A 17,421-nucleotide genomic window follows, 5' to 3' on the forward strand; every position below is an offset into this window, starting at 1 on the left:
TAATGGGTAGAGAAGTAGGAACATTTGTGTTTTCAGCTAATTTTGAAGTTACCAAGGAAGGAACTCTTGACGCTCGACAAATCGTTGATAACTTTGATGATTTGCTTGTTTTTAATTCTGGGAATTTTATTCCTAACGGATTTCCAGTTGCTGTAAGAGGAAAAAACAATGCTGATGAACGTGGTTTGTACGTTTGCATGGATAATGCCAATCTTAATCAGGCAGAATCTTGGGCTAAAATCACCTCGAATATAAATTTGGCTTTAGCCATCGATTCTAATGGGAATAACACAGAATTTAAAAATAACCCAAAGGATAGTAAAGGGTTTGATGATATAAATATTCTTCCGTTTAAATGGGATTCATATTTGACAAACAAATCAGTACTATTGAATAGTGATAATATTACACTGGGCAATAATTATAGTAATTCTTCAGCAAATAAAATTTTAGCAAATCACGGCTTATATTATTTGAGTGAAACAAATGATATAACAAAAGCCAACTACCCAGATTTAGGGATTTCAGGATTAAACCCATATAATTTTGATAGTGATTTCAACAAAGATTGGTCATTTGGATCAAATAGATCTATTTTAAATCTTGATTTTGAATTGAAAGATAATGAAGGTAATTATTTAGAAATAGTAGATAATCGTAGGATTCCAATTTATATAAAGTTTAAAGACAATCAAGGGAATGAAGTTCATTTCAGCTATTATTTCAGTACAAGCAGAGATTTAAAATTTTTTATTAAAAATATTTCCTATGAATCTGGAGGCACAGTTTTAACATTAAACCATGAAATTCCATTAAAGTATTTCAATTGGCTAAACGAGAGAGGTGGTTCTACCTATATTGATGCAACAGAAGATTATAAGAATGGCGGGTATAGCTTAGCTGGTAATCTTGTAATGGGTCAGGATTTATCACTAATAAACACCACAAACTCAGTAATACTAGGTTATCAAAATGGCACAAGTGCTTTTGGTTTAAAGTTTATCGAAGACTGCTTGATAGTAGGTCGTAGAAATTTAATAAGTGCCGAAAAGGGAAGTGCTGTCAGAGGAGCTTCTGTATTTGGTGAACTCAACATTTCTAGAGCTAGTGCTACAAGTGTTTTCGGTATTAGAAATATCGCCAATAGTGCGGGTGAAACCATATTTGGCATAAGAGCCTATGATATTAGAACTAATCAAGATGATAACCTTGGGAATGATAGAAAAGATATTGCATTCCATATTGGTATTTCAAACATTGGTTCTTTAGAAAGATTAAGTCAATTAATGGTATTTAAAAATGGCTTTATCAAACTTACAGAAGTACCAATAACTTCAATGGGGATAAACCAGTATACGCCTGGAGGTATAAAAGGTGGTTTTGGTTTAGATTCTGAAGATGGAAATAAGTTAAAGTACTGCCCTGATGGACAAAACTGGAAAACCGTTGCAACTACTGAAGATGTTCAGCAGTCTAGTGAAGAAACACCAGCCACTATAAAGCAAAAATATGAAGAGAATGCTAAATCTTTCAATGATACTTTATTTGATAGGTTAGCTGGTGACTATTACTTAAAAAAGTCAAGTAATCAAGAAATTGATTCTGAAAAAACTTATACGGAAATACAGAAACTGTGGAAAGGCGCTGAGTTCAGGTCTAATGGAAATGATAATAATGTTTCCAAGATATTTATTGATGAAAATTCGATTGAATATACTGTGAATGTAGGGGGTGATCCTCAGTATAATAAGTTGACTCCAAATGTAAGTGGTTTACAAGATGGAGAGACAAAAGAACACAAATTACCCAATAACCCAGGAACAATTGCCTCATCATATGATAGGGTCAACCAAGTTAGGTTAATAGAAATTGATATCAATAATGACACTGTTGTAGTCGATAATAAGGATTATAACATAATGATAAACTCAACCGATGGAACAGCTCCTATAGTCGATATGACTTCAGAGCTTCCTCAATCACATGGCAGGTTGATTAATATAAGAGCAAATGCAAGGGTTGATTTCAATATACCAATAAAAGATCTAGATGGAAATACATTTTTGCCAAATGGAACTAATGGTAATACCCAATTAGATGCCACTACCGCAGAAGCGGGAATTAGTTTACAAGCTATATCAGCAAATGTTGAAGCCCAACCAAATTCTATTATTAGCTCAGCTAATAATAGATGGTTTCTGTTAAAGAATAATAACGCATAATCAATACATATATGGCTGAAGATAAAAAGAACAAACCAGGAGAACCAAGATTGCCAACTGGTAATGAACATATAAAAGATGTTATTGATGACAATTCTGAAAATGATGAGACATGATACAAAATACACAAATACCAATAGTCGTATTGGTATTCATTAAGAAAGTTTTTACTTATTCGAAAGGTGCTTTATTTTTTATATCAACACCAATAGCGTTTGGATTTACTGAGCTTTCAAAAATTATATTCAAAGGAGTCAATGAGCGCGATATTCTCTTACCGCTCTTTTTATCAGGATGTACTTTTATGCTTTATGGATTTGTTTTCATAGGTGATTTTTTAACTGGTTTAAGAGCATCAAGAATAGAAGCAAGAAGAAAAGGTAGAAAGGACTTTGTAAAATCTTCTAAGCTTTGGAGAAGTTTCTGGAAATTTTTTGGAGTTGCTGCTATTCTATTGATCATAACTGTGTTTTCATTAATGATGACAGTATTTGAAAGTGATTTTTTCTATATGACATTTCTTGTTGCTATTCCTGCTGTAATGCTAATGGTGATACTTTATGAATATCATTCTATTGGTGAAAATCATAAACGAATCTACGGATATAAACCTAAGTATTACTCATTTTTTGATAAGCTAGCAAACGCTATTGAAGATGGAATAATTAATAAGGTTTCTTCATGGTTCGGTAAAGAATCTAAACCAAAAGACATTCCTGGAGTCAGTTCAGATAAATCTGAAAAAGAAAAAAGATACTAGAAATGAGAGCTACTCAAATTAAATACATTGTTATTCACTGCACAGCTGGTTTCAAAAATGCTGAAGCTGTTCAAGATTATTTTACCAGGCCAAAATCAAAAGGCGGTCGAGGTTGGAGAACTGGAGGTTATAATCGAATAGTTGAAGAAGATGGAACCATTAAAAAAATGTATCCGTTTTCTAGGATAACAAACGGTGTTCTTGGGTATAATGCAGAATCGCTACATATAAGTTATGTAGGTGGTTTAAATTATGAAGAATTTAAAGAAGGTAATTTCATAGCTGAAGATACCAGAACCGATGCTCAAAAAATAGCAATTGAACAATGCATAATTGAAGCTATTGAATGGCTTCAGGAAAACGGCAAAGATATTTATCATGATCTAATGATCTTAGGCCATCGTGATTTTTCTAATGACAAAGATGGATCTGGAGTAATTGAAAGCTGGGAACGAATTAAAGAATGTCCATGCTTTGATGCAATTCCTGAATACAAATTCTACAATTCAAATAATGGCAAAAAAGAACTCTTGCCTACAAATCGATAGTTATGAAAATCAAAATTATTCTAAGTCTTATTATTGTTGTTTTGGTACTTTCTTGCAAAAGCTTTCAGAAAGTTTCTGAAGAAAAACAAACGACTAAAATTGATACCGTTTTTGTCGAGAAAAAAGTAAATGACACTATGATCATTAAAGAGGTTAAGGAAGTCACCAAACCTGTTTATTTTGAAACTGAAATTCCTTGTGATGAAGATCAGTCTGGCAAAGTTGGTACTGGTAACAATATTTTTGATTATAAAATAAAAGATGGAAAAGTCCAATTTGATTTTCATATAGATAGTACCAAATGTTTGACACGTGAACAATATCGATCACAATTCAAATCTGATAGCTTGAGCATCAGAAAACAATTAGAAAAAGAATACAGATCTCAAAAGAAAACTAAAGTTTATGTTTATCCTTGGTGGGTTTGGGCGCTTGGTGTTGGCTGTATTCTATTTGCAGGTTTATGGACATATCAAAAGTTTTTTATACCAAGAATATAGTGTTTGTTAGCTTGTTTATTGCAAAACTCAAAATAATAAGGCGTTTAAGTATTCAGAATTGATGCTATTTAATAATTAGCCATTTTCCTTTAATCAAAAAATTTTTTTTTAAAATAAATCTTATATTAGTTTGCGTAAAGCAAACTATTTATTTATATTTGTACTCAAGAAATAGCAAGGGTTCTTTGACATAACGATAAACAATAAAAGTTACAAAAATGGAAAAATTAATTGATCGAGTTTGGGAATACTCACAAAACAATCCTGAAGGATTTACTTTGAATCTTGAAACAATGAAAGCTGTAAAATTTGGAATTGTAGTAGCCTACAATGAAACTCAAAATAGCTTTGGCAAAGAAGCCTTAAAGACGGTTATTAGCCATTCACTAAATCATAGTAAAAAAATTGGGGGATGGTTAAATGATGAAAATGGTTTTTACTATTATGATTCAGTAAAAATCTTTAAAAATTCAGAATTAGAAAAAGCAATTGAATTTGCAAAAGAGCATAATCAATTAGCAGTTTTTGATTTGACAAACTTAAATGAAATAAAAATTAAATAGGGGAGAAAATCTCCCCGCCCTTGCTTCTTTATTGTTTAGTAAACGGAAATCTAAAAAAATGAAAGCAAAGGAAAAAAAACAATTATTGATACACTGTATAGAGCTTCACGTTCAATGTGGGTATAGTATAGAGCAGTTTATCGGAAAACCAGTTTCGTATTTTGATATGGATAAGATACAAAACAGAGTTGAGTGGCTAAAAAATGAATTTCAAATTGAAGGACTATGAATAATCTAAATAATGAACAAAAACAATCCATACTCAATTATAAAAAAGCGGGTATTGATATTGAAGTAATGGGTGAGGACAAAGTTAAAATAACACAGTCCAAGCTAGTAAACGGTTACATTTTGAATCAAAAACAATTGGTAAATCGTGCTAAAGAAATATTTCCAGAATATAAAATAGTACCAGTTGTATTTTCATTGAATGTAAATCAAGTTAATATTGAGTGGATTGAAAATAGAATGAAAGAATTTGGTATCAAAAGGAATGATCTAATCAAACAGCTAGCTATAGACAAATCAAGCTTAAGTTTAATTTTATCAGGGAAAAGAGACCTTTCAAAACCAATGCGTGCAACTTTCTTTTTCTATTTTCTAACCTATGAGTTAAACCGTGATTTTAGGAAACATCTCAACTCAAATTGAATAGATTCACAGAGAGACAAGTGTGTCCCTCTGTGAATCTTAAATCAAATGATTTATTTATCTTTTAAGTTTCATGATCCAACCTTGATCTGGCAATTCTTCATTGTGCAAGTTGACTAGAAAAATATGTTTTTCAAATTGAGAATTAGGAAACTTGTAATAAAGTTTAGCTTTACGACAGTTACATTCAATTTTGAAAAACTCCAGCTTTTTAGGCATTGGCAAGTTTTTCATCTCACATGCTTTTTCAAGTCTAACTTTGCCAATTTTTAAAAGCAATTTTTCGATTTGAGATTTATCAGTATTTTCGAAAACAATTTTGCTCATATTCTAATATCAACGTTTTTTAGCATCTCCATTTCTCTTTTCTTTCTGTTAACCAAATATACCGAATTTGTTATACCAGGTGTTGTGTGTGAAGCTAACTTGCTAGAAAGGTTAAGTTCATTGTTTTCAATTTTACTATCCATTAGGTCAAGAAATAAGTGTTTCAGGGCATAAAAGTCTTCTTGAATTCCATATTTGTCTTTGACAAGTCTTTTCCAACGTTTTGTTATTTGATAGGATTTAATTGAATTTGGTCCTGGAACAAGTCCTTTTGAAAATACATAATCGTTTTTGCTTTTAGCTTTGCTAATGACTTCTTTCCAAAATGGAACAGCTGGTTTAATAATAGCTTTCATAGTTTCAACGTATTCTTTTCCTTTCTGAATAACAATTTTGTATTCTTGGTTTCTTAGATCAACATCTTTAACCTGAAGTTTCATCAATTCAGAGCTTCTAGATCCTGAATAAAAGAAAATCATTGTGTACAAGTAAAAGGTGTAATGATCCTTTTCTAAAATATCCAATATATTTTTAAATTCTTTGATATCAAGAATTTTTCTAACCTTTTTTACTGTTTTCCTTTTCCTGATATCTCGTATTGGATTATGAAAAAGCGCGCGTTTTTCTACAAGCTCATTAAATACTATAGATAAGTAGGAGAGGTGCTTATTAAATCGATTATTAGAAATATCCATAAAATCTAGAATATCCCTAATGTGACCAGAGTGAACATCTTTAGTCATTAGTGCTGGATATAGTTTCTTAGCTACTCTATGAAATGAGTTAACTGTCGATCTGATATCCTTTTTTGTTTTATCAGTGATTGGCAGGTTGGGATATGTTGTTTCAAGAGATTCTACAATCCACATTTCACCTAACTTATCAGATGAAGCTGTTTTTGGCTTCATGTATTTTTTAGTGATAGGATTGTAAAGTTTTTCTTCAAAGAGAAGTTTGATCTGTACAAAAAGAATTTCGGCGGCTTCTTTACGTTCCTTTAAAGTTTTGAAACGATTCAATTTTTTTCTGTAAGGAAATCCTTTAGGATACTTGTCACTGTAATCTGGATCGTAGTATTTACATTCTACATACCAGTTTTTGTTCAAATCTTTTTTTGAATTTGCTGTTTTCCAATTTTTAGGATGTACCCATATTTCAGAGTATGAGCATCCATAAATTAATTTAGTTGCCATAGTGTAATTACAATTTAGGGTTGCCGTTAGGGTTGCCTTTTGTGCAATTACAAACCGAAAGAAGATTTAGTTAAAAAGCCGAAATCCGCATTGGGAGCGATTTCGGCTTATTGTAGCGTGGACGAGAGTTGAACTCGTGACCTCCGGGTTATGAATCCGACGCTCTAACCAACTGAGCTACCACGCCATTTTTTTGAGTTTGCAAAGATAAAACATTCTTTTGTTTACACAAACCTGATTTAAAAATTATTTTTCAATAAAGATTTTATACTTCAGCCAAATATACATATATTGCTTTTCAATATTAAAGACAATAGCATGAGTGATAAAGTAAAATTTGAGATGGAGTTCCCTATTCAGGTTTCGCCAAATCTTTTATACCAATATATATCCACACCTTCGGGTCTAAGTGAATGGTTTGCTGATAATGTAAACTCCAGAGGAGAAATCTTTACATTCATCTGGGAAGGTAGTGAAGAAGAAGCGAAATTACTTACCAAGAAAACCGATGATCGCATCAAATGGCGTTGGCTTGCGGACGAAGACACTAATTATTTTTTCGAAATGCGAATCCAAGTTGACGAAATAACCAAAGATGTATCCTTGATGATTACAGATTATGCCGAAGAAGACGAAGTAGACGAAGGCAAAATGCTCTGGGAGAATATGGTTTCAGATCTTAAACAAATTCTCGGTTCAGCTTAATATTTTATTATGAATGTATGTTATAATGGCGAAATTCTGCCATTTGAAAACGCCAATTTGAAAATCGACAATCGTGCTTTCAATTATGGCGATGGTTTGTTTGAAACCATTAGAGTGATCAATGGTAAAATCATGTTTTGGGAAGCTCATTATTTCAGGCTAATGTCTTCTATGCGTATTTTAAGAATGCAAATCCCAATGGATTTTTCACCTGAATACTTAGAGAAAAAAATTCAGGATTTAGTTGAATCCAATGAATTATCAACTTCAGCAGCAAGAGTCAAAATCAATGTCTACAGGAAAAGTGGTGGACTTTATACACCAGAAAATTTTGATATTGGTTACGTTATTTCAACCAAAAAACTTGATAATCCATTTTACACCTTAACTGAAAATAATTATGAAGTTGAACTTTTTAAAGATCACACAATTCTTTCTGGAATGTTGTCAACTTTGAAGTCAACCAACAAATTAGTCAATATTCTAGGCAGTATTTTTGCTGAAGAAAATGGTTTTGACAATTCATTTTTAATCAATGAAAAAAAATCTGTGGTTGAAGTTACCAACGGAAACATTTTTGTAATTAAAGGAAATCAGATTAAAACGCCGCCCTTATCAGATGGTTGTTTAAATGGAATTATAAGAAAACAAGTTATTGAAATTATTCAAAAAATTGAAGATTTAGAAATTACCGAAGTTTCAATTTCTCCTTTTGAATTACAAAAATCTGACGAAATTTTCTTCACAAATGCCATCCAAGGCATAAAATCCATTACAAAATATAGAAAAAAGACTTTCACAAATAAAATTGCAAAACAATTGGTCGGAAAATTGAATGCTAAAGCTAGGTTGGCTGATGTTTAGTTATTATTAGGATTCTCTGGTGCGTTGCTCCATAATAAATATTCACCACCTAAGTTTTTCATTTTTTCTTGCCAAAATTCACCTTTAGTGTTTACATTGAAAACATCCTTGGGTTCTATTTCATCATCAATAACCCATGTTTTAGCTTTTAGTTCATCTTCCAACTGGATTGGATCCCAACCTGAATATCCAAGAAAAAATTTGATATTATTTTCGGTAATTTCTTTGTTATTGATGATTTGAATAATAGTTTCAAAAGAGCCTCCCCAAAACACGCCATTTGCAATTTTTATGCTTTCTTCAATGAGATGTGGCACATTATGGATAAAATAAAGATTGTCTTGTTCTACAGGACCACCATTAAAAATTTTAAAAGAGAAATTTACTTCTGGAATAATATCATCTAGATTGAACTCTAAAGGTTTATTTAAAATAAAACCTACTGCACCATCAGAATTGTAATGCGCTAGTAAAATTACTGATCTATTGAAAGTGATATCTCCAATTATAGTTGGTTCAGAAATTAAGATGTTTCCACATTTAGGTACCTCAGTTTCCATAAATAAGTTTTTATAAATTTAAGATTTTTCATCAAACAAATCAATTAAAGTTATAAAAAAAGGCCTTTTTATAAAAAAAGACCTTTGTTTTCTAAGAAAAATGTTTGGTTAAATCTTAGTTTACTGCTTTTTGTAAATCAGAACCAGCTTTGAATTTAACTACATTTTTAGCAGCAATTTTAATGGTTTTACCAGTTTGTGGATTTCTACCTTCACGAGCAGCTCTTTTTGAAACCGACCATGATCCAAATCCAACTAAAGAAACGCGATCACCTTTTTTAAGAGCGCCTTCAACATTTCCTAAGAAAGATTCTAATGCTTTTTTTGCTTCTGCTTTTGTGACACCGGCATCTTCTGCCATTGCATCGATCAAATTTGTTTTGTTCATAACTGAAAATTTAAATTTTGTAGATTAAACATTTTATTAACACTTTACAAATTTATATGGAAAAAATTACTGTGCAAGAAAAAGTTAGAAAAATCCTTGCTAAAACCCCAAAAAACCTTGATTTATCAACTGATTTCCGATTTTCAAGGCTGAAATTTAAGTTTATGACAAGAAATAAAACGAATTATCCCATCCCATTCCGTTAAGAAGTGAGGCGGTTGACATGCGTTTTTTTCCAGGAAATTGTAATTCTTTGATCAAAATAAAACCATTTCTGACCGCTACTTTTATCGATTTATCTTCTATAAAAGTACTTCCAATTGGTCTATTGTGTTTTTCAATTTGGTGCTGAACTTTATAAATTTTCAATTTTAAAACCTCATTGTTCATATTCAATTCTGTCCATGCTACAGGAAAAGGAGAAAGTCCACGAATGAAATTATGAATATTTTCAGCATCCTGATTCCAATTGATTTTCGTATTGGTTTTATCTAATTTTGGTGCGCCTTTCAATTCTGACTCTGCTTTTTGGCTTTTCGGAGAAATTTCTTGGTTTTGAATAGCTTCAACAGTTTTTACAACTAATTCTGCGCCGACATTCATTAATTTATCATGTAGACGTTCTACATCATCTTTTGGCAGGATTTCGACATTTTCTGAATCAATGATATTTCCCGTGTCGATATCTTCATCGATGAAAAAAGTAGTTACACCTGTTTCTTTTTCACCGTTGATAATCGCCCAATTTATAGGTGCTGCACCACGATAATGAGGTAGAAGTGAGGCGTGTAGATTGAAAGTGCCAAAACTTGGATATTCCCAAACCATTTTTGGCAGCATGCGGAAGGCTACAACAACTATAAGATTTGGATCACATTCTTTGAGTTCATTTTGAAATTCATCCGACTTTAAATTGGTAGGTTGTAGAATTTTCAAATCTTGACTCTGTGCATATTGCTTGACTGCAGAAGATTTCAGTTTTCGACCTCGCCCAGCAGGTTTATCTGGAGCGGTTACTACACCAACAATGTTATGCCCAGATTCAACTAATGCTTTGAGGCTGCCAACCGCAAAATCTGGCGTACCCATAAATAATATCTTCAATTTTCTCATGCTTTCAGTTTATAAGTATTAGTATGCGTAATTTCAATTATATTGTATTCTAGAAGTTTTTGAATTTGCTCCAGAACTTTATTGTTTTCAAAACCGCTTTGATTTATTATTTCTTTAGAATTTTTTTCACCATCTTTCAATTTTGATATAATAAACTCTTGAATATTTTTTGGGGTCTTTTTTGAATTTTCAGTTTTAGTTTGGTTGTTTTGGATGCAAACGGAACAAATTTTACAATTTTCAGAAAAATTCTCATCAAAATAATTCAACACAAATTTTTGTAAACAAGTTTGTGTTTCATCCACATAATCTAAGACATATTCTGCTTTTCTTAGCTTATTTGTTCTGTATTGAAGCGTATATTCCTTTAACGGATTTAGTGTGTATTTGTCTTCGCGTGGCAGTAAAAATGTAATACTCATGTCTTGTTTTATGATTTTTGCATCGAGTATTTTCTGCTGATGTAAAGCCTCTAATTGTTTGAAAATTTCTTGCTCAGAAAATCCAGTTTTTTTTGAAATCATTTTTACATTCAAAACTAATTCATTATCAAAAACACCACCATAAGTTCTAAGAATAGTTCGTGTCAACAAGGCGTATTGATTATTGTCTTCAATATAATTTAGGACTTGCTGACTGCTGACTAAAAATTTAATTTTAGATTTTTTCTGAAATGTTTTTGATAAAGTGATTACACTCAACCGATCTAAAAGATTCAGGGTGTTGTAGGTTAAATTTGTTTTGAGTTGATATTGTTTACAAAATTCATAAAAATTGAAATCAAATATTTCATTTTCGCCTTCACCATAAGCAATTCTGAAATATCTAGTCAGGGCTTTATAAACATTTTGTAGAGATTCAAAATCGGGAACGGTTTTGATAAACTGATCTTGTAAACGAATTTTATCACCATCGTTATAAATAATGACAGCCTCGGCATAAGTGTCGTCACGTCCTGCGCGTCCTGCTTCCTGAAAGTAACTTTCCAGACTTTCTGGTAAATGATAATGAATAACTTTGCCAACATTACTTTTGTCGATTCCCATACCAAACGCATTGGTTGCCACCATAATTTGCGTTTCTTCTTCCAGCCAAGATTTCAATTTTTTGTTTTTCTCTGAAGCATAAATTCCACCGTGAAAAAAATCTGCTTTAAAACCATTTTTGTTCAAGAATTCTGCAATTTCAACAGTTTTTGAACGATTTCGGACATAAACAATGCTATTTGATTTCAGATTTTGAAGTTGATTTATAATTTCGAAATGCTTGTCGGCAGTTTTAATTTTCTTTAAAGCAATATTACTCCGTTTGAAACTTTCTGAAATTTCCACAGCATCTTCAAGTTGCAATTCTTTTGCAATATCTTTTTTTACAGAAGCTGTAGCAGTGGCAGTTAAAGCCATAATGTTTATGCCTGGATGAATTTCTCTCAGCAAACTTATATTGCGATAGGCTGGACGAAAATCGTGTCCCCATTGAGAAATACAATGTGCTTCATCTATTGCGATTAAATTCACGTTCATTTTTCCTATCCTTGCTTGAACAATCTCTTGTTGCAAACGCTCGGGCGAAAGGTACAGAAACTTGTAATTGCCATAAATACAATTGTCCAAACTTTGGTCAACGTCTTTAAAGTTCATACCGCCTTCTAAATAAATAGCTTTAATGCCTTTACTTTTTAAATTTTCTACCTGATCTTTCATCAAGGCTAGGAGTGGAGATATTACAATGCAAATGCCAGGCATGGTAAGTGCCGGAACTTGAAAACAAATTGATTTCCCGCCGCCAGTTGGTAAAAAAACGCATGCATCTTTTTGACTTAGCGCAGCATCTACAGCTTTTTTTTGTGCAGGTTTGAAGTTTTCAAAACCCCAATAAGTTTTCAGAATAGTTTCCGGCGTCAATTTCATGTTTTTTTGATTTCGTTTAGAATGAAATCTATTCGTTCATTTATTCTAGCTTTAGGAACTTCAATGAGTTCATAACCTAAACCTTCGTAGGTGTTGATTAATGCTTTTTGAATTTTTGAAGCTAAATCTAAATCCTCAAATCTTTCGTTATCAGTTTTATAAATATCATTCCATATCGGAAATAAAAATATTTTATCATAAATATATGATTCATTGGCTTTGGTAAAACTTTCTGGGTAATTTTGGTCGAATAAGTCCATATAAGCGGTCACATCTGGAATTCCACGATCTATAAACACTTGATTAACATTGAGTTCTGCGGCATCTTCAAATTGCTTTATGCGTCCTTTGAGTAGCATTTCGCTAAATTTCAAAGGTTCTGTGAGGTAAAGCTGATCGATGCCACGTTGTCTTGCTTCTAAAGTTATTTCTCTTGAAACTTCTGGAAAACACCAATATCCATAATCGGTCAAAGTTTCTATCACACTAGATTTTCCGGTGCTTGGTCCACCGATGAGCAAATTCTTTTTTGGTTTCAATTTTGTCATTGATTTAAGCTACAAGAGTTTATAAAAACGATGAATAACAGTATATTTGCAAAAAAAATACAGATGATGACACCCAATCAATCTTCAGATGAATTTTATACAAAACTGAGAAAAAGGCTAAAAAAAACCAGTAAATGGCCTTCTCCATACTTGTATAAATTCATTATTCCAACTGAAAATCAGTCGAATATAGACACATTGATTGCCATATTTGATAATTTAGGCGCTGTTATTTCAACTAAAAAATCTTCAAAGGGCAAATATACCAGCGTTTCTGTAAATGTAACAATGAAATCGCCGGATATTGTCATAGAAAAATACAAAGAAGTAGGAGAGAAGGTGCAGGATGTGATTTCCCTATAAGCAGTTTCAATAATATTCCTTATTTTGCGTTCCATTAATAAAATAACAGAACATTGATAGATAATTTAGAGTACAATTCTGAAAGAAACGAATTGAAAATTCCAGAATACGGTCGGAATATTCAAAAAATGGTTGAATACGCTTTGACTATTGAGGATAGAGATAAAAGAAATCGAACTGCAAAAACCATCATTGATGTCATGGGAAATATGAGTCCGCATCTTCGTGATGTGCCAGATTTTCAGCATAAATTATGGGATCAGCTATTTATTATTAGCGATTTCAAACTAGATGTGGATTCTCCTTTTCCTAAGCCTTCTAAGGAAGAACTTCAAAAAAGGCCTGAACCTTTGTCTTATCCACAGAATTTTCCAAAATATAGATTTTATGGTAACAATATCAAACGAATGATAGATGAAGCCAGAAAAATTGAAGATGGTGAAATGAAAGAGGGTTTGACTTATACCATCGCCAATCATATGAAGAAATGTTTTTTGAATTGGAATAGAGATTCTGTGCCTGATAAGGTTATTTTTGACCACTTGAGAGAACTTAGTGATGGAGAATTGGATTTGAAAAGTGATGATGAGGAATTGAGCGATGCTTCAAATTTAATCAGAAATAGACGTCAAAAAACACAGAAGAAAAGTCACAAAAACACTAATCGTAACCGAAAACGTAAATATTAAATGGCAACTTTCCAAATAGAAGGCGGTCACCAACTGCAAGGTGAAATTCAGCCACAGGGTGCTAAAAACGAGGCTTTACAAATTCTTTGTGCAGTCTTAATGACACCTGAAGAAATTAAGATTCATAATGTTCCAGACATTAGAGACGTCAATAAATTGATTGAAATTCTTAGCAATTTGGGCGTAAAAATTCAAAAGCTTAAAAAAGGAAGTTTCTCTTTTAAGTCCGATGAATTGAATTTAGAATATTTGGAAAGTCAGCAATTCAAAGAAGAAGGGAGTAGTTTACGAGGTTCTATTATGATCGTAGGTGCACTTCTTGGAAGATTTGGAAAAGGTTACATTCCAAGACCTGGCGGAGATAAAATTGGCAGGCGTCGTTTAGATACTCATTTTGGTGGTTTTATAAAATTAGGCGCAAATTTTAGATACAATAAAGAAGAACGTTTTTATGGTGTAGAAGCTCCTAATGGTTTGAAAGGCACTGACATGTTGCTCGAAGAAGCCTCTGTTACCGGAACAGCTAATATTTTGATGGCAGCTGTTTTAGCTGAAGGGAAAACTACAATATATAATGCAGCTTGTGAGCCGTATATTCAACAGCTTTGTAAAATGTTGTCTGCTATGGGTGCAAAAATAAGTGGAATTGGTTCAAATTTATTGACAATCAAAGGTGTAGAATCTCTAGGAGGTTGCACACACACTATTTTGCCAGATATGATAGAAATTGGTTCATGGATTGGTTTGGCAGCGATGACTAAAAGCGAAATTACCATCAAAAATGTAAGTTGGGAAAATCTAGGAATTATTCCTGTCACATTCGAAAAGCTTGGTATTACTGTGGAACGAAAAGGTGATGACATTTTTATCCCTGCACATAAAGACGGTTACGAAGTTGCGACGTTTATTGATGGTTCAATTATGAATATCAGCGATGCGCCTTGGCCAGGTTTTACGCCAGACTTATTGAGTATTATTTTGGTTGTAGCTACTCAAGCTAGAGGTAGCGTTTTGATACATCAAAAAATGTTTGAAAGCCGACTGTTTTTTGTTGATAAACTTATTGACATGGGAGCCAAGATAATACTTTGTGATCCACACAGAGCGACAATAATCGGTCATGACTTCCAGTCTCAGTTGAAAGCCACAACGATGACGAGTCCGGATATTCGTGCTGGAATTTCACTTTTGATAGCAGCTTTATCGGCAAAAGGCACTTCTACGATTCATAATATTGAACAAATAGATCGCGGTTATGAAAATATAGATGGCAGGTTGCGTGCTATTGGTGCAAGAATTAACCGTTATGATTAATTTGTTTTAAAACTGAATTTTCATACAAAAAGCTTTAAATTTAAATCTGAACTTTTTGTATGAAAAAATTAGCTTTTATTTGGAGCGAATTGACCAATAGTTTTTGGTTCATTCCAATATTGATAATCCTTTGTGCTCTAGGATTGTCAGCAGTTTCTATTTATCTCGATCAACTTATTGATTTCAATACTGTGACTTATTTTAAATATTTTGTCACAGAAAGTGCAGATTCTGCTAGGAGCGTGTTGTCTACAATTTCAGGAGCGATGATTGGTGTTGCCGGTACGGTTTTTTCAATCACTTTAGTGGCTTTAACTTTAGCATCTAGTCAGTTTGGTTCGCGATTACTTAGAAATTTTATGCATGAGCGGCTCAATCAAGTTGTTTTAGGTATTTATGTTTCGACTTATTTATATTGCCTTATTATATTGAATGTTGTGAAAGATAATGATGGCATGCAATTTATACCAAGCCTATCTATTTTGATTTCAATTTTTGCTGCTGTTGCCAATATTGTTTTACTTATTGTTTTTATTCACCATATTTCTGTAAGTATTCAAGCAGATAATGTAATTTCTGACATCTCTGAATCTTTGACCAAAAATGTTGAATTCATATTTTCTGAAGAAATAGAAGAAGACTCTATTTCTAATCCATCTGAAGATGTGGAAGCTATAATCGAAAACTATTCGAAACATACAACTGTAAAAAGCTCAGAAAGTGGCTATTTACAATATATGCAAAATGAAACGCTATTGAATTTTGCTATTGAAAACAATATATTAATAATCACAAAACATAGACCAGGAAATTATTTGGTAAAAGGCGAGAAAATATTTGATATTTATACCAATTCTGATATTGATCAAGAGGCAATTTCAAATTTAAATTCAAATTTTATAACAGGAAAATCCAGAACGCCTCAACAAGATGCAGAACATGCTATTCATCAAATGGTAGAAATCGCTTGTCGTGCACTTTCTCCAGGAATAAATGATCCGTATACAGCCATAACTTGTATAGATAATTTAACTTCTACAATGTGTTATCTTACCAAAGTGAAATTTCCTGAAAAATATCGCTATGACGATGATGGAAATTTGCGTTATGTCTTACGACCGTTGACTTACGAAGGAATGCTAAACACTTCATTTCTACAGATCAGACAGTTTTCAAAAGGAAGTCCAGCTGTAGTGATCAGGCTGATGGAAGCTATGATTACAATTTATCAATTTACAAAATTTACTGAGCATCAAAAAGTTGTGTGCCGCCATGCACAGATGATTTTAGATTTAGCTGAATCATCTTTTGAAGATGACCATGATCTTAAAGACATGAAAGAACGCAGTCAAATAATTTTTAATAATAATTAAATTTTTAAAAACTATTAATTGTCTTTCTAATTTTAACAAGACGCGTCAGTAAACCTTCTAAAAGGCTTAAATCTAGCATATTAGCACTGTCGCTTTTAGCTTCTCTAGGATTAAAATGTGTTTCTATAAAAAGTCCATCTACATTATTGACAATTCCGGCTCTAGCAATAGTTTCAATCATTTCTGGCCGACCTCCTGTTACTCCTGAAGACTGATTAGGTTGCTGTAGCGAATGGGTTACGTCTAAAACTGTTGACCCAAATTTTTTCATAGTTGGTATACCTCTGAAATCAACAACTAAATCTTGATAACCAAACATTGTCCCACGATCTGTAATCATAACATTATCATTACCAGAATCTTTGACTTTTTGAGCTGCATGTTGCATACTTTCAGGACTCATAAACTGTCCTTTTTTTAGATTGATAACTTTATTTGTTTTAGCAGCAGCTACAACCAAATCAGTTTGTCTTACTAAAAACGCAGGGATTTGCAATACATCTACATATTTTGCAGCTAAATCCGCATCCTCTTCTTTGTGGATATCTGTAACGGTAGGAATCTGGAATTTTTCGCTAACTTTTTGTAAAATTTCAAGTGCTTTTTCATCACCAATTCCTGTAAAACTGTCAATTCTGCTACGATTTGCTTTTTTGAAAGAACCTTTGAAAATAAATGGAATCTCTAGCTTATGAGTGATTTCCATAATCTTTTCAGCAATATGCATAGCCATATCTTCGCCTTCTATTGCACAAGGTCCAGCTAATAAGAAAAAATTATTCGAATTTGAGTGATTTATTTTTGGTATATCTTTAATATTCATTTTTTAT

21 protein-coding genes and 1 tRNA gene are annotated in these 17,421 nt (G+C 32.4%); 13 read left to right on the forward strand and 9 right to left on the reverse strand.

Annotated elements, in window-relative coordinates; genetic code table 11:
• Positions 1-2: 2 nt before the first annotated feature.
• From EIG86_RS10905 to EIG86_RS14270, 7 genes are all read left to right on the forward strand, one after another.
• Positions 3-2,222, forward strand: coding sequence for a hypothetical protein (locus tag EIG86_RS10905; protein WP_127846212.1), 2,220 nt, complete (start codon positions 3-5; stop codon positions 2,220-2,222).
• 112 nt (positions 2,223-2,334) lie between these two features.
• Complete coding sequence (locus tag EIG86_RS10910) at positions 2,335-2,982, forward strand: phage holin family protein (RefSeq protein WP_127846213.1); 648 nt, start codon at positions 2,335-2,337, stop codon at positions 2,980-2,982.
• 2 nt (positions 2,983-2,984) lie between these two features.
• Positions 2,985-3,530, forward strand: coding sequence for a peptidoglycan recognition protein family protein (locus EIG86_RS10915; protein WP_127846214.1), 546 nt, complete (start codon positions 2,985-2,987; stop codon positions 3,528-3,530).
• A gap of 2 nt (positions 3,531-3,532) precedes the next feature.
• Positions 3,533-4,030: a hypothetical protein gene (locus tag EIG86_RS10920; protein ID WP_127846215.1), complete on the forward strand. Its 498-nt coding sequence runs from the start codon at positions 3,533-3,535 to the stop codon at positions 4,028-4,030.
• A 218-nt stretch (positions 4,031-4,248) separates the two neighbouring features.
• On the forward strand, positions 4,249-4,593 hold the full coding sequence (locus EIG86_RS10925) for a hypothetical protein (RefSeq protein WP_127846216.1): 345 nt from the start codon (positions 4,249-4,251) through the stop codon (positions 4,591-4,593).
• Between the two features lie 58 nt (positions 4,594-4,651).
• The gene (locus tag EIG86_RS14130; RefSeq protein ID WP_157983134.1) at positions 4,652-4,822 is read left to right on the forward strand and encodes a hypothetical protein; all 171 of its coding nucleotides are present in this window, start codon (positions 4,652-4,654) and stop codon (positions 4,820-4,822) included.
• The gene (locus EIG86_RS14270) at positions 4,819-5,244 is read left to right on the forward strand and encodes a hypothetical protein (RefSeq protein ID WP_127846217.1); all 426 of its coding nucleotides are present in this window, start codon (positions 4,819-4,821) and stop codon (positions 5,242-5,244) included. Before EIG86_RS14130 ends, EIG86_RS14270 begins: the two co-directional genes overlap by 4 nt.
• Before the next feature lie 57 nt (positions 5,245-5,301).
• Here EIG86_RS14270 and EIG86_RS10935 read toward each other — a convergent pair whose 3' ends face one another.
• From EIG86_RS10935 to EIG86_RS10945, 3 genes are all read right to left on the reverse strand, one after another.
• A complete protein-coding gene (locus EIG86_RS10935) occupies positions 5,302-5,571 on the reverse strand; it encodes a hypothetical protein (RefSeq protein WP_127846218.1) in 270 nt (89 codons plus the stop codon).
• Positions 5,568-6,764: a site-specific integrase gene (locus tag EIG86_RS10940; RefSeq protein ID WP_127846219.1), complete on the reverse strand. Its 1,197-nt coding sequence runs from the start codon at positions 6,762-6,764 to the stop codon at positions 5,568-5,570. The genes EIG86_RS10935 and EIG86_RS10940 overlap by 4 nt, the downstream gene beginning before the upstream one ends.
• Positions 6,765-6,877: 113 nt before the next feature.
• Positions 6,878-6,951 (reverse strand) — tRNA-Met (locus EIG86_RS10945).
• 131 nt (positions 6,952-7,082) lie between these two features.
• On the opposite strand from EIG86_RS10945, the gene EIG86_RS10950 reads away from it, so the two are divergent.
• Both EIG86_RS10950 and EIG86_RS10955 read left to right on the forward strand, forming a co-directional pair.
• The gene (locus EIG86_RS10950; RefSeq protein WP_127846220.1) at positions 7,083-7,469 is read left to right on the forward strand and encodes an START-like domain-containing protein; all 387 of its coding nucleotides are present in this window, start codon (positions 7,083-7,085) and stop codon (positions 7,467-7,469) included.
• Between the two features lie 9 nt (positions 7,470-7,478).
• Complete coding sequence (locus EIG86_RS10955) at positions 7,479-8,333, forward strand: aminotransferase class IV (protein WP_127846221.1); 855 nt, start codon at positions 7,479-7,481, stop codon at positions 8,331-8,333.
• On the opposite strand, the gene EIG86_RS10960 is transcribed toward EIG86_RS10955, so the two are convergent.
• From EIG86_RS10960 to EIG86_RS10980, 5 genes are all read right to left on the reverse strand, one after another.
• Positions 8,330-8,893, reverse strand: coding sequence for a YqgE/AlgH family protein (locus tag EIG86_RS10960; RefSeq protein WP_127846222.1), 564 nt, complete (start codon positions 8,891-8,893; stop codon positions 8,330-8,332). The genes EIG86_RS10955 and EIG86_RS10960 overlap by 4 nt on opposite strands.
• A gap of 115 nt (positions 8,894-9,008) precedes the next feature.
• Positions 9,009-9,281, reverse strand: coding sequence for an HU family DNA-binding protein (locus EIG86_RS10965; protein WP_127846223.1), 273 nt, complete (start codon positions 9,279-9,281; stop codon positions 9,009-9,011).
• A gap of 162 nt (positions 9,282-9,443) precedes the next feature.
• Positions 9,444-10,394 carry a methionyl-tRNA formyltransferase gene (fmt, locus tag EIG86_RS10970; protein WP_240032209.1) on the reverse strand — a complete coding sequence of 317 codons (951 nt, stop codon included), beginning with the start codon at positions 10,392-10,394 and terminating at the stop codon, positions 9,444-9,446.
• Positions 10,391-12,304: a RecQ family ATP-dependent DNA helicase gene (locus EIG86_RS10975; protein WP_127846224.1), complete on the reverse strand. Its 1,914-nt coding sequence runs from the start codon at positions 12,302-12,304 to the stop codon at positions 10,391-10,393. The genes fmt and EIG86_RS10975 overlap by 4 nt, the downstream gene beginning before the upstream one ends.
• Positions 12,301-12,852, reverse strand: coding sequence for an AAA family ATPase (locus EIG86_RS10980; RefSeq protein ID WP_127846225.1), 552 nt, complete (start codon positions 12,850-12,852; stop codon positions 12,301-12,303). The genes EIG86_RS10975 and EIG86_RS10980 overlap by 4 nt, the downstream gene beginning before the upstream one ends.
• 66 nt (positions 12,853-12,918) lie before the next feature.
• Here EIG86_RS10980 and EIG86_RS10985 point away from each other — a divergent pair, with 66 nt between their 5' ends.
• The 4 genes from EIG86_RS10985 to EIG86_RS11000 are packed head-to-tail and all read left to right on the forward strand — an operon-like array spanning position 12,919 to position 16,591.
• Entirely contained in the window at positions 12,919-13,215 is a 297-nt protein-coding gene (locus EIG86_RS10985) for a DUF493 family protein (RefSeq protein WP_127846297.1), read from the forward strand.
• 53 nt (positions 13,216-13,268) lie between these two features.
• Positions 13,269-13,904 (forward strand): DUF4290 domain-containing protein, encoded by a 636-nt coding sequence (locus tag EIG86_RS10990; RefSeq protein WP_127846226.1) that lies wholly within the window; start codon positions 13,269-13,271, stop codon positions 13,902-13,904.
• The gene (murA, locus tag EIG86_RS10995; protein ID WP_127846227.1) at positions 13,905-15,218 is read left to right on the forward strand and encodes a UDP-N-acetylglucosamine 1-carboxyvinyltransferase; all 1,314 of its coding nucleotides are present in this window, start codon (positions 13,905-13,907) and stop codon (positions 15,216-15,218) included.
• A gap of 59 nt (positions 15,219-15,277) precedes the next feature.
• Positions 15,278-16,591 carry a DUF2254 domain-containing protein gene (locus EIG86_RS11000; protein WP_127846228.1) on the forward strand — a complete coding sequence of 438 codons (1,314 nt, stop codon included), beginning with the start codon at positions 15,278-15,280 and terminating at the stop codon, positions 16,589-16,591.
• A 4-nt stretch (positions 16,592-16,595) separates the two neighbouring features.
• On the opposite strand, the gene kdsA is transcribed toward EIG86_RS11000, so the two are convergent.
• Positions 16,596-17,414 carry a 3-deoxy-8-phosphooctulonate synthase gene (kdsA, locus tag EIG86_RS11005; RefSeq protein ID WP_127846229.1) on the reverse strand — a complete coding sequence of 273 codons (819 nt, stop codon included), beginning with the start codon at positions 17,412-17,414 and terminating at the stop codon, positions 16,596-16,598.
• Between the last annotated feature and the right edge of the window lie 7 nt (positions 17,415-17,421).

The organism is Psychroflexus aestuariivivens (assembly GCF_004010055.1).
Lineage (GTDB): Bacteria > Bacteroidota > Bacteroidia > Flavobacteriales > Flavobacteriaceae > Psychroflexus > Psychroflexus aestuariivivens.